The 11984-nt window shown below is 71.1% G+C and carries 14 protein-coding genes; 3 read left to right on the forward strand and 11 right to left on the reverse strand.

Annotated elements, in window-relative coordinates; genetic code table 11:
* Window positions 1–18: 18 nt before the first annotated feature.
* The 3 genes from ACIBHX_RS24840 to ACIBHX_RS24850 form a co-directional block, all read right to left on the reverse strand.
* Window positions 19–462: an Lrp/AsnC family transcriptional regulator gene (locus tag ACIBHX_RS24840; protein WP_397069607.1), complete on the reverse strand. Its 444-nt coding sequence runs from the start codon at window positions 460–462 to the stop codon at window positions 19–21.
* Window positions 459–1814, reverse strand: coding sequence for an aspartate aminotransferase family protein (locus ACIBHX_RS24845; protein WP_397069608.1), 1356 nt, complete (start codon window positions 1812–1814; stop codon window positions 459–461). The genes ACIBHX_RS24840 and ACIBHX_RS24845 overlap by 4 nt, the downstream gene beginning before the upstream one ends.
* A gap of 137 nt (window positions 1815–1951) precedes the next feature.
* Window positions 1952–2377: a VOC family protein gene (locus tag ACIBHX_RS24850; RefSeq protein ID WP_397069610.1), complete on the reverse strand. Its 426-nt coding sequence runs from the start codon at window positions 2375–2377 to the stop codon at window positions 1952–1954.
* Between the two features lie 47 nt (window positions 2378–2424).
* Here ACIBHX_RS24850 and ACIBHX_RS24855 point away from each other — a divergent pair, with 47 nt between their 5' ends.
* Window positions 2425–2826: a MerR family transcriptional regulator gene (locus tag ACIBHX_RS24855; protein ID WP_397069611.1), complete on the forward strand. Its 402-nt coding sequence runs from the start codon at window positions 2425–2427 to the stop codon at window positions 2824–2826.
* 74 nt (window positions 2827–2900) lie between these two features.
* On the opposite strand, the gene ACIBHX_RS24860 is transcribed toward ACIBHX_RS24855, so the two are convergent.
* The gene (locus tag ACIBHX_RS24860) at window positions 2901–4256 is read right to left on the reverse strand and encodes a rhodanese-like domain-containing protein (RefSeq protein WP_397069612.1); all 1356 of its coding nucleotides are present in this window, start codon (window positions 4254–4256) and stop codon (window positions 2901–2903) included.
* Window positions 4257–4388: 132 nt separating this feature from the next.
* The gene (locus tag ACIBHX_RS24865) at window positions 4389–4658 is read right to left on the reverse strand and encodes a metal-sensitive transcriptional regulator (RefSeq protein WP_397069613.1); all 270 of its coding nucleotides are present in this window, start codon (window positions 4656–4658) and stop codon (window positions 4389–4391) included.
* 24 nt (window positions 4659–4682) lie between these two features.
* Here ACIBHX_RS24865 and ACIBHX_RS24870 point away from each other — a divergent pair, with 24 nt between their 5' ends.
* Window positions 4683–5234 (forward strand): FAD-dependent monooxygenase, encoded by a 552-nt coding sequence (locus ACIBHX_RS24870; protein WP_397069614.1) that lies wholly within the window; start codon window positions 4683–4685, stop codon window positions 5232–5234.
* On the opposite strand, the gene ACIBHX_RS24875 is transcribed toward ACIBHX_RS24870, so the two are convergent.
* The 3 genes from ACIBHX_RS24875 to ACIBHX_RS24885 form a co-directional block, all read right to left on the reverse strand.
* On the reverse strand, window positions 5231–6427 hold the full coding sequence (locus tag ACIBHX_RS24875) for an MDR family MFS transporter (RefSeq protein ID WP_397069615.1): 1197 nt from the start codon (window positions 6425–6427) through the stop codon (window positions 5231–5233). The genes ACIBHX_RS24870 and ACIBHX_RS24875 overlap by 4 nt on opposite strands.
* Window positions 6424–7509, reverse strand: coding sequence for a PLP-dependent cysteine synthase family protein (locus ACIBHX_RS24880; RefSeq protein ID WP_397069616.1), 1086 nt, complete (start codon window positions 7507–7509; stop codon window positions 6424–6426). The genes ACIBHX_RS24875 and ACIBHX_RS24880 overlap by 4 nt, the downstream gene beginning before the upstream one ends.
* 72 nt (window positions 7510–7581) lie before the next feature.
* Window positions 7582–7905, reverse strand: a complete 324-nt coding sequence (locus tag ACIBHX_RS24885) for a hypothetical protein (protein ID WP_397069617.1) — start codon at window positions 7903–7905, stop codon at window positions 7582–7584.
* Window positions 7906–7992: 87 nt separating this feature from the next.
* Between ACIBHX_RS24885 and ACIBHX_RS24890 the strand changes: the two genes are divergently transcribed.
* On the forward strand, window positions 7993–8646 hold the full coding sequence (locus ACIBHX_RS24890) for a class I SAM-dependent methyltransferase (protein WP_397069922.1): 654 nt from the start codon (window positions 7993–7995) through the stop codon (window positions 8644–8646).
* A gap of 4 nt (window positions 8647–8650) precedes the next feature.
* Here ACIBHX_RS24890 and ACIBHX_RS24895 read toward each other — a convergent pair whose 3' ends face one another.
* The 3 genes from ACIBHX_RS24895 to ACIBHX_RS24905 are packed head-to-tail and all read right to left on the reverse strand — an operon-like array spanning window position 8651 to window position 11984.
* Window positions 8651–9688, reverse strand: a complete 1038-nt coding sequence (locus tag ACIBHX_RS24895) for a C45 family autoproteolytic acyltransferase/hydolase (protein WP_397069618.1) — start codon at window positions 9686–9688, stop codon at window positions 8651–8653.
* Complete coding sequence (locus tag ACIBHX_RS24900) at window positions 9685–10344, reverse strand: TetR/AcrR family transcriptional regulator (protein WP_397069619.1); 660 nt, start codon at window positions 10342–10344, stop codon at window positions 9685–9687. Before ACIBHX_RS24900 ends, ACIBHX_RS24895 begins: the two co-directional genes overlap by 4 nt.
* Window positions 10345–10370: 26 nt before the next feature.
* Entirely contained in the window at window positions 10371–11984 is a 1614-nt protein-coding gene (locus tag ACIBHX_RS24905) for an ABC transporter substrate-binding protein (protein WP_397069620.1), read from the reverse strand.

Consider the following 11984-nt stretch of genomic DNA (forward strand, 5'->3'; position numbering starts at 1 on the left):
GGGATGAGTAGCCCCTACTCACCCCGGCCAGGCGAAGCGGTGGGTGTGGATGCCGAAGTAGGTGAACGCCTCGGCCCGGGTGACGCCCTCGACCCGCTTGATGTGGTCGTTGAGTACGGCGAGCAGTTCGGCGGGCTCCTTGCAGACGATCTCTACGAACAGGTCGAACGAGCCGGCGGTGAGCACGACGTAGATGACGCCGGGCAGCGCGCTGATCCGGTCGGCCACCGCGTGCACGTCGCCGTCGGTCCGCACGCCGACCAGGGCCATGACAGGAAGGCCCAGCGCCATCGGGTCCGTGACGCCGACGATCTGGACCACGCCCTCGTCCCGCAGTCGCTGCACGCGCTGCCGCACCGCCGGCGCGGACAGGCCGGTGGCCTCCGACAGCGCGGTGTAGGAGGCCCGGCCGTCCTGCTGCAGCTCGCGTAGCAGGATCCGGTCGATCTCGTCCAGCCTCATCCGACCAGGTCCCGCACGGCCCCGGCGAAGACCTCGTGGTGCCGGTCCACGTCGGCCGCCGTGGTGGCCGGGCACATCAGCGCCATGTTGTGGAAGGGCGTGAGCAGCACGCCGCGGTTGGCCAGGTAGATGTGGAGGTAGTCCTCCAGGTCGGGGTCGGCGACGGCGTTGGACTGCCCGCCGTTGCGCGGGGCGGGGCTGGCGAAGCGGTACTCGGAGCGGGCGCCGAGCTGGGTGACCGACCACGGCAGCCGGTGCTCGTCGATCACGGCCTGGACGCCCTCGGTGAAGCGGGTGGCCAGCTCGATCATGCGCGTGAACGCCTCGTCGGTCAGCACCTGCTCGAGCGTGGCGCGCATGGCCGCGACCGACAGCGCGTTGCCGGCCAGGGTGCCGCCGACGCCGCCCACGTCGACCAGGTCGAGCCCCGGCATGGCCTCGACCCGGGCGGCGACCTCGCCGGACAGGCCGTAGGCGCCGGTGGGGATGCCGCCGCCGATGGCCTTGCCGATCGTCACGATGTCGGGATCGAGATCCCAGGCCCGGGTGCACCCGCCGGGACCCGCCGAGAACGTGTGGGTCTCGTCGTTGATCAGCAGCGTGCCGTGTGCGCGGGTCAGCTCCCGCACACCCCGCAGGTAGCCGGGCTCGGGCAGCACGATGCCGATGTTGGTCAGGGCCGGCTCCATCAGCACGACCGCCACGTCCCCGTGCGCCAGCTCCCGCTCCAGCGCCTCCAGGTCGTTGAACTCCACCACCCGCGTGGTGACCGTCGGATCGACGGGCGCGCCCACGTTGCCCTCGCGCGACACCTGCTCGCCGTCGGGGTCGACCACCAGCAGCACCTCGTCCACGGACCCGTGGTAGCAGTAGCTGTAGACCAGGATCTTCGGCCGCCCGGTCACCGCCCGCGCGAGCCGGATCGCCCACCGGTTCGCGTCCGTCGCGGTCAGCGAGAAGCTCCAGTACGGCAAGCCGAAGCGGCGCGCGAGCTCCCCTCCCACCCAGGCTGCGTCCTCCGTCGGCATCATCACGGTCGCACCGCCGCGCCGCCCGAACTGCTCGCTCACGGCCTGGACCGTGGGCTCGGGGGAGTGGCCGGCCATCGCCCCGGTGTCGCCCAGGCACAGATCGACGTACTCGTTCCCGTCCACGTCGGTGACCCGCGCGCCGCGGGCCTCGGCGAGGTAGAGCGGGAACCCGGCCGCCGCCTTGTTCATCCAGGTCATCGGCACACCCCCGAACAGGTGCTCCCTAGCCTGCGCGTAGGCCGCCGCCGAGCGCGGATTGCGCCGGCGGAACAGGTCCCGCTCCCGGTCGAGCAGCTCCGCGAGACGAGTACGGTCGATCATGGCCTTCACCTCAGAAAAGTTTGTCCATGCCTGGATAATCGACGGATTCTGAAGTCACTGTAACCGACGACCTTCGTTCTGGTGTAGCCGAAAGCGTCATCGTGCCGGACGGGGGGCGCGCTGGTCGGTTGGAGAAGTCATGCCGCGCTCCTGGCGGTGAGCTGCACGATGTAGCCGTCGGGATCCGCGACGAAGGCGGTGGGAAGGCCGTTCTCGCCGGGCAGTTGCATCAGCAGGGTGCCGCCCTCCGCCTCGGCGAGCTTGACCAGGGTCTCCAGGGTGGCGGCGTCGGTCACGTCGAAGCCGATGTGGTCGACGCCGCCGGAGTCGCCGGCCGTACGGGACTTGCCTGTGGCCCTGTCCAGGGGGCCACCTGCCAGTTGGAGGGCGAGCTGGTCGCCGGTGCCGGGGGTGGTCAGAAACGTGATCTCCTGCGTTACGGCGGCGATCTCCAGGCCGAGTGCCCGGGTGTAGAAGCGCGCCGAGCGGTCGACGTCGGCGACGACGAGGTTGACGTGGTTGAGGCCAAGGGTGCGAGCGCGGTCTCGCGTGCTGTTCGTCATGACGACTATGCTGCGACTTGAATCGCAGTTCAAGTCAAGGGGGGCCGATGGACGACGATCTGCTGGACATCGGAGAGGTGGCCAGACGGTCCGGGCTGACGGCCTCGGCCTTGCGGTTCTACGAGCGCAAGGGGCTCATCGAGCCCGCGGGCCGCAACGGTCTGCGCCGAACCTATGAGCCGGGAACGCTCGAACGCCTCGCACTGATCACCCGTGCCAGGGATGCGGGCTTCACCCTCGCCGAGATCGCCGAGCTGTTCGCGGCCAAGCCCTCCGACGCCGAGCTGCGCGAACGGCTTCGGGCTCAGGCCGCGAACCTGGAGGCGCGTATCACCCGGCTCGCCTTCATGCGCGACAGCCTTCTGCACGCCTCGATCTGCCTTCACGACCCGCTGGTCGAATGCCCGGACTTCCGGCGCTTCGTGCGCTCTGCCGTACCGCGGACTTGAACCGCGCATCAAGTTGTCCTCGGCACCGTAACGGATCGCCTCCCGGGGAAGGGCCGACATTCGCGTGAGGCGTATCAGGTCATCCTGAGCCCGGCGGCGGCCGCGTTGGCGAAAAGGTCGTCGATGATCGTTACGGTGCGTCCGGCCCTGCTCAGCAGGGACGCGGCGGCCGTGGCGCGGTAACCGGTGCCGCAGTGCACCCAGATCGGGCCCGGCGGGATCTCCTCCACGCGCGTGGCCAGCTCGGGGAGCGGCACATGGACGGCGCCTTCGAGGTGGGAGTCCCGCCACTCGTTGCCCAGCCGCACGTCGAGGAGCACGACGTCCGATTCGGCATTCCGCAGGGTGACGAGGTCGGCGAAGGTGGCGGTCGGGGTGCTGTGCAGCTGCGCCGGGTCGGCGGCCAGTTCTTCGGTGCGGCCGGAGGCCGCGGCCGTCACGTGGTCGATGCCGATGCGGACGAGCTCACGCCGGGCGCCGGCGATCTGCTCGGGGGACTCGCCGATCAGCGTCAGCGGGGCGCCCCAGTCGATCAGCCAGCCGAGCCACGTGGCCATCGACCCGTCGAGACCGAGGGCGATCGTGCCCGCCAGGTGGGAGGCGGCGTAGGCGGTGCGGTTGCGCAGGTCGACCACCCATTCGCCGGCCTCGAGCCGGGCGCGCAGCTCGGCCGCGTCCGCGGGCCTGGGCGGGCGGAGGTCGACGGGGGCCGGGCCGTTCCTGTTGAGCACGCCCATGTGCGCGTAATAGGCGGGGTAGGCGTCGAGCCCGTCCAGGGTCTGGTGGACGAACTCGTCCTCGGCCAGCCGCAGCGCCGGGTTGATCGCGCGCTCGCGCTCGATCGTGGAGGCCTCGCCGGACGACTGGGTGGCCGAGCAGAAGCTGCCGAAGCCGTGGGTGGGCCAGATGGCGGCACCGTCCGGCAGCAGGCCGGCGAGCTTGCGGGCCGAGGCGTGCTGCTGCCTGGCCAGGTGGTCGGCGTGCCCGCCGCCGAGCAGGTCGGTCCTGCCGGTGGTGCCGATCAGCAGGGATCCGCCGGTGAAGACGCCCTCGAGGCCTTCCGTACCCTCCGCGACGTACGACAGGTGGTGGAAGGTGTGGCCGGGAGTGGCCACGACGTGCAGGCGGACCGCCGGCGAGAGCTCGAGGATGTCGCCCTCCGCCAGCGGCTGGTGGCCGAAGGTCGCCTTGTCGGCGGCGGCGATCCCGTAGCGCGCGCCGGTGAGCCGGGAGAGCTCGAGCCCGCCGGAGACGTAGTCGTTGTGCAGGTGGGTCTCGACGATCCAGGTGATGGCCACGCCGAGGCGCCCGGCCAGCGCCAGCACCCGGTCGACGTCGCGCTGCGGGTCCACCACGGCCGCCACCCGGCCGTCGGTGGCGAGGTAGCTCCGGTCGCCGAGGGACGACGTCTCGATCACGTGCACGTCCATATGTCACTCTCCGTAGGACACCCCGGGGGGTATATCGCGGTCATGCCAAAGCTCACGCAGGCGCGGGCAGGTCAGGCCGAAGCCCGCGGCGGCAGCCCTGGCCAGGTTGAAGCCTCGCGAGGCGGGCTCCGGTCAGGCCAGGGCGAGGAAGAGCTTCTCCAGCTCCTGCTCGGTCATCGGCGGCTCCTCGCCGCGCTCGCGCGCCGTGTTGCAGTGACGCATCCCGCTGGCCACGATCTTGAACCCGGCCCGGTCGAGCGCCTTCGAAACGGCCGCCAGCTGGGTGAGGACCGAAGTGCAGTCCTCGCCCTCCTCGATCATCGAGATCACGCCGGCGAGCTGCCCCTGTGCCCTCCGCAGCCTGATCAGCGCATCCCCTACCAGTGCCGGACTCAATTCCATGTCCACCACTATACCCCCAGGGGTATGTGCTACATCGGCAGGACCTTCACGATCGCCGACCTCGGCGGCGGCCGGGTCGCCGCCTACTTCATCTACGGTTGCCAGGATCCAGGCGCCGAGCTCGCACTCGGCCCGCGGCGCGCGCTCCTACGGGCCTTCCCTGGGCAGCGATGGGGTGCGACCGACTTGATCGGCGGTCTCGACGAGGACGCGGTCTACTTCGACAGCGTGGCCCAGATCGTCATGGACCGGTGGAGCCGGGGCCGCGTGGTCCTGGTGGGAGACGCGGCCTGGTGCGTGAGCCTGTTCGCCGGATACGGCTCCTCGCTCGCTGTCGGCAGCGCCGACCTGCTGGCCACCTCGCTGGAAGCGCATCCAGGCGACCTCGGAGTGGCTCTGGAGGCCTGGGAGGCGGGCCTGCGTGCCGAAGTGGCCGACCGCCGGCGCAGGGGCCGCGCCAACACCGGCGTCCACGCCCCGCGCAACCGCCTCGAGCTGGCCCTCCACGAGCTGCCGCTGCGCCTGGCGGCCGTCCCGCCGGTCACACACCTGCTCCGACGCCATCTGGCCGCCTAGCCAGGTCCTGAGCTCTTCACGGCTTGCTCCTTCGGGCAGGCGGGCCAGCGGGCCGAGCGGGTGAGCAGGAGTACGGCGGCGCCGCACGCCCAGCCCAGGACGGCCAGCATCCACCAGGGGCGTCCGGTGTCCATGGCCGCGCCGGTGGCCAGGTTGCCCGCGGCGATGCCGAGCCCGGACAGGGTGTTGTAGAAGCCGTAGTAGGTCCCGGCCAGCTCGTCGCCGCCCAGCCGGGCGATGGTCGCCATCTCGAACGGGTAGACGGTCATCGTGCCCAGGGTGAGCAGGGCCGTGGTGACCAGCACGGATCCGAGGCCGCCGGCCAGGGCCAAGGGCAGGAACGCGGCCCCCATCAGCCACAGCCCGCGGACGATGGCCTGCTCGGGAGTCCACCGCTTCTTGATCCACCCGGTCAGCCGGACCTGGCCGAAGGCCGCCATCGATCCCGACAGGGCGAACAGCAGGGTGACGCCGAGCTCGCTTCCGGTGGCCCGCCGTACCTCGATCGGCAGGCCCAGGTAGACCTGGAAGCCGAGAACGTACGAGCCGATCATCGCGAGCGAGAACAGCAGGAAGGCCCGGTTCGCCAGCACCCCGCGCCAGTCGCGCAACATCCCGGACGCCGCGCCCGCGCGGCCGCCCGGACGGGCGGGCAGCGCCCGGGCCTGCGCGAGAGCCAGCACGGCGAACAGCCCGGCCGCGACCAGGCAGGTGACGCGGAACGCCAGCCCCTGCAGCAGCAGGCCGACGATCGGCCCGATCAGGATGCCACTCTGGTAGAAGACGTTGAAGGCGGCGAACGCCTCGACCTTGCGCTCCCCGGCCTCCTGCGCGAGGTGGGCCCTGGCCGCCGGGTTGAAACACGCACCCGCCAGGCCGGTCAGCGCCGAGGCCACGAGCAGGACGGGCACCGACGAGGCCAGCCCGAGCAGGGCGAACCCGGCCGTGCGCAGCAGCAGCCCGGCCAGGATCAGGGGCTTGTAGCCGAGCCGGTCGGCCAGGCTGCCGCCGAGCAGGAACAGGCCCTGCTGGCTGAGGTTGCGCACGCCGAGGATCAGCCCGGTCAGCCACACCGCCAGCCCGAGCCGGCCGGTCAGGTAGGTGGCCAGGTAGGGCATCAGCATGTAGAAGCCGATGTTGATGGTGAGCTGGTTGACCAGCAGCAGGCGGATCGGCCGGTTGAAGGTTCTCACCGGCGTGGGTCCGTCACGCTCGTGCAGCGGGTCCAGCGCGACACCTCGGTCGCGGCGGGGTCGTCGATGCGGTCGGGCTCCGGCTCCGGCTTACGGTCGAGCAGGCCGTGGTCGGCGCAGTAGGCGTCGTTGAAGACGGTGTCGAAGTAGCGTTGCGGGCCGTCGGGGAAGACCGCGGCGATCGACGTGCCCGCGGGCTCGGTCCTGGCCAGCCAGGAGGCGACCAGGGCGACGGCGCCCACGCTCCACCCGCCCGTGGCGTACTGCCCGGCGGCCAGGCGGCGGCAGGCCCACACCGCCTCGGCCGGAGCCACCCAGTGGACCTCGCCGAAGCAGTCGTAGGCCACGTTGGCCGGGTGGATGCTGCTGCCGAGCCCGCGCATCAGCCGGGGTCGGGCGGGCTGGCCGAAGATGGTCGAGCCGACCGTGTCCACGCCCACCAGGCGCAGGCCCGGGCAGAGCCGCCGCAGCGTCCGGTACACGCCGGCGCTGTGCCCGCCGGTGCCGACGCTGCACACCAGCACGTCGACCCGGCCCAGCTGTTCGGCCAGCTCGCGGGCGAGCGCGTCGTAGGCGAGCACGTTGTCCGGGTTGTTGTACTGGTCGGGGCAGTAGGCGCCCGGATGTTCGCGCCTGAGCTCACGGACCCGCTCCCGCCTGGCCTCCTGCCAGCCGCCGGCCGGGTGCGGCTCGGCCACGGTCTCGATCCGCGTGCCGTACGCCCGCAGGAGCCGGTGCATCAGCGGCTCCATCCCCGGGTCGGTGACCAGGACGACGGGGTGGCTGTAGACGATACCGGCCAGCGCGAGCCCGAGCCCGAGCGTGCCGCTGGTCGACTCGATGATCGGCGCACCGGGACGCAGCTCGCCACGGCGGCGGGCCTGGCCGATCATGTACAGGCCCGGCCGGTCCTTGATGCCGCCGGGATTGTGCCCTTCGAGCTTGGCCCAGAAGCCGCGCCCGGCCCCGCCCCACAGCTCGGGGATCCACAGCACGGGTGTGTCGCCGACCAGCCCGGACAGGGAGGTACGGCGCGCCGCCGCCCACAGCTGGGCAGGCTGACGCACAGAGATGGTGTTCATGGTTTCCTCGCCTACGTGTCGCTCAGCACGGATGTACGGCAGGCGCCGCCGGAAGGCATGCGCCGGCCACGATCACGTGCGTGACACGCACACCAGGGCCAGGACCGGTGGCCCCGCTGCCGCTTCGTGACGGGACGGGGCGGTGAGAACGCGCCTGACAGGAACGACCGTGGTCAGCGGAGCGCCGGAAGCGGTCGAGGGCAGGCCGGTGGTGGGAGGCGTGGTGGGGTTCTCGCACGAGGCCGAGTGCTCGTGCCCGTCGTGGTGCTCCTGAGCGTGGGAGGCCGCCGGGCGATGCGGCTGCATCCCCGACGCGCAGAACAGCAGGTGGATCGCCGCCACCAGGGCCAGCAGCACCGCGGGCACGGCGACGGCTGGACGGCTTGAGGCGATCACACAGTGAACCTACCTCACCCAGTGTGCATCCATCATTAACGCTCAGTAATCGGCAATTCGGGCAGCTGCTACTACCGTAAGAGCGTGATGGCAGACCTGGCCGGTGACCAGCGCGATCAGTGGCAGCAGACCTACGCGGACCATCCCGGCATGTACGGCACGCAGCCCTCGGAGGCCGCCGTGCACGCCGCCGAGGTGTTCCTCTCCCATGGCGCGAGGACGGTCCTGGAGCTGGGGGCCGGCCACGGCAGGGACACCCTCTACTTCGCCCGCCGCGGCCTCGCCGTACACGCCCTCGACTTCAGCCCCGTGGGCCTGGACCAGCTACGCGGGGCCGCCACCGACGCCGGTCTGGACGAGCTGGTGACGACGACCACGCACGACGTACGCCTGCCTCTGCCGCTGGAGGCGGCCTCGGTCGATGCGGCCTACGCCCACATGCTCCTGTGCATGGCCCTGTCCACCCACCAGATCCACGCCGTGGTCGCTGAGGTCCACCGGGTACTGCGCCCCGGCGGTGCCTTCGTCTACACCGTCCGCCACACCGGCGACGCCCACTACGGCACCGGCATCCACCGCGGCGACGACATCTACGAACACGGCGGCTTCGCCGTCCACTTCTTCGACCGCGCCCTCGTGGACTCCCTGGCCGAAGGCTGGACCAGCCCGGAGATCCACCCCTTCACCGAAGGCGACCTCCCGCGCCGCCTCTGGCGCATCACGCAACACCGCCACGGATGACCGATCAGAAGCGGACCCAGCCGCGCGGGTCGGCAGTGCACGGGGAGCCGTCCTGGAAGGTGAGGCGATGGTGCCGCACGTCCAGGCCGATGATGATGAGGGTTTCCCACTGGGCGTGGACGGGGGCGTCGGCGGGCGGATGGCAGCACAGGGCCGAACCGTCCTCACGGTGCTCCACCAGGGCGACCGCCCGGTCCGCGAGGTGCGGGCTGCGCAGACCCGGCAGGCGTCGTGAAAGGGATTCGTGGCGGGCGTAGGTGTCGGGGTCCGCGACGCCGAGGCGCTCACCTTGGGCGAGGACCGGGTCGAGGAAGTGGTTGGTGCGCAGGAGGAAGCCGTCAGGATCCATCGGGACGCGGGCGAGGCCGGCGGGGGAGAGCTCGAGCGTGCAGGCCTCCGAGGCGGTGACGACCGTGAGGGCGACCGAGGCCGAGACCTGGGCCGAGCGGGCGATCTCCGCCGCTTCCGAGACGGTGGCGGCCTCGTCCAGGATGCGGCGGGCGACCAAGTGGACGGGCACTCCGTCGGACTTGCCGTCGGCCTCGTGCTGGAGCAGGTTGAAGTGCAGGCCGAGCCCGGCGCTGTTCACGCCGATCTTGGCGAGCACGCCGAACTCGGTGAACGTCTTGACCGTCCAGCCGGGGCGCGGGGAGTACTGCCAGATCAGCTTGACGTCGGACATGCCCTGGTTCCAGTCCCAGGTCTGGATCGTCACCGGCGGCCCGGAGGCGGGCAGGTGGACCACGGTCGAGCACTCGCCGGGCACCGAAGGGCGGAAGCGGGCGAGCACCTCGGAACGGGCGTTGAGCGCGGCGACCTGCCACTGCTCGAGCCCGGCCGCACCGGCCACGACGCCGATCTCCGAGGCCAGCGGAGGCGCCCAGGTGGCCGCCCGGTCCAGGGCGCGCAGGGCGACGTCGCGGACCAGCGCGGGGGAGAGGTCGTGGGCGGCGAAGAAGCGTTCGTAGGCTCCCCAGGTGGCCGCGATGTCCGCGCCGAAGGCGGAACCGAGGTCGCGGCCGCTGTAGATGGTGATCGTCATGCCCGGGCCGCCCGCGCCCGCAGGGAGTCCAGCATCAGTTCCAGCGCCGTCTCGAAGTTGGCCGGGTCCTCCAGCGACGGCAGCCGGTCGGCGACCGCGTTGATGTTGGGGTACTCCTCGGCCGGCAGGATCCGGTAGTCCACCTGCCAGGCCCGCAGATCAGCGGCCCGCGTCTCCGGATCCAGCGCCGCCAGCGCCGCGTCCTGCGCCGCGTAGGCCAGGACGAAGTCGCTGAACACCCGGTAGTAGCGCGCCGCGTCCTCCTCGCGGAACCCGGCCCGCCGCATGCACCCGATCACCCGGTCGACCTTGCGGAACTCGTTCTCCCTACGCGCCGTCCGCGCGCCGGAGAACTGCGCCACCTGCGGGTGCCGCAGGAACACCCGGTGCGTACGGCGGGCCAGCTCGGCCAGGTCGGCGGCCCAGTCCTGGCCCGGCTCGGGCATCCCGTCGAGCGCCTCGGCCTGCAGGGCGTCGAGCAGGGCGAGCATGAGCTCGTCCCGGTCGCGGAAGTGCCGGTAGATCGCGGTGGGGTGGGCGCCGAGCTCCTCGCCGATGGCCTGGAACGTCAGCGCCTGGGCGCCGCCGCGCTCCGACACACGGAACGCGGCCTCGATGATGAGCTCCTGGCTGAGCCGTACACGTGATGATGTCATGACACCTCCGCAATATAGTCTGGCGATCACCCCGCACCACCCAGGTGGGCGGCCCACGGGTAGAAGACGTAGTCGAAGGCCGCGGGCGCGCCGGTGATCCGCTTGTTCATCCACACGGTGTTGTCCAGCACCAGGCCGGGCACCATGGGCAGCAGCTGCTCGTGCAGCGTGGTCTCCATCCTGGTCAGCAGCTCGGCCCGCTTGTGCGGGTCGGCGGTGCCCTGGGCCTGGGCGAACAGGTCGTCGACCCCGCTGTAGCCGTACTGGTTGAAGATCGCGCCGGAGACCGCGGTGGAGGCGAGCCAGTCCATCGGGTTGGGGATGTTCGGCCAGAACTGGGTGTAGAGGATGTCGATCCCGGCCCGCGTCTTCGGGTCGTAGAGGTAGTTGGAGTAGCCGGTCTGCGGCACGACCTTGAGCTGGAAGTTCAGTCCGATCCGGTTGGCGGCGTCCTTGACCGCGAGACCGAGCTGCTTGGTGTCGGCCGAGTCGGGCACCACCATCGTGATCGGCTGGGCGGGCGGGAGGGCGATCAGCTTCTTCGCGGCGTCGTACTGCGCCGATTGCGGCTCGGGCAGGGTGCCGGACAGCTGCTCCAGCTGCGGTTTGGCGAAGCCGAACACGGTGGGCGGTGTCTGGAGCCGGATCGGCCGTGCATTGCCCGCGTAGATCTTGGCGCCGATGCCCTTCCAGTCGATGGCCTGCTGCAAGGCCTTGCGCAGGGTCAGGTCGCGCATCGGGCCGTCGGGGTTGGCGTAGACGAGGGTGACGCTGAGCGGCGCCGGACCGGCCGCCAGGGTGCCCGCGCCGCTGTCGCGCAGCCGGGGGATCGCGGTGGAGGGGACGGCGTAGGTGCCGTCGATCTGGCCGCTGAGCAGGCCCGCGGTGATGGCCGTGTCGTCGGTCAGGAACGTGAACACCAGGGTCTTGACCTTCGGCCGCAGCCGCGGGTTCCAGTAGTGCGGGTTGCGCGTGAGCGTGATCGACTGGCCCTGGGTCCAGGAGCCGAACGCGAAGGGGCCCGTGCACATCACGCCGGCGCTCGGCGCGCCGTACGCCTGCTGGTGGGCGAGGAAGAACCTCTTCTGCACGACGACGCCGGCGAAGCCGGCCAGCTCCTCGTTGAACAGGTAGTCGGGCCGCTTCAGCGTCACGGTCACCTGGTGATCGCCGGTGACGGCGACGCCTTTGACGTTGGCGTACAGGAAGTTGTACAGCGTCGTCTTGTCGGTGAGGTTGTGCCGCAGGCTCCAGGCGACGTCCTCGGCCGTCATCGGGCTGCCGTCCCAGAACGTCACGTCGGTGCGCAGGTCGTACACCCAGTGCAGCGGGTCGGGGTTGGTGAAGGAGCCGGCGAGGTTGGGCTTGATGGTGAAGTCGGGGGTCTGGGCGAGCAGCGTCTCGCACATGTTCGCGTTGATCGTGTTCGGTGTGTAATCGGCGGACTTGAACGGGTCGATGGTCTGCGGCTCGCCCTCGAAGACGTTCCAGGTGACCTTGTCGACCTCGGTCTTCGCGGCCGGGGTCATGACCGTCAGCTCGGTCTGCACGGGCGCGGATGCGGACGGGTGCGTGCCTGCCGAGCAGGCGGTCATGAGCGCGGCGCTGAGCAGGGCCGCGGCGCGGAGTCGGCGGTTCAT

Origin of the sequence: Nonomuraea sp. NPDC050536 (assembly GCF_044457685.1) — a bacterium.
Classification (GTDB): Bacteria; Actinomycetota; Actinomycetes; order Streptosporangiales; family Streptosporangiaceae; genus Nonomuraea.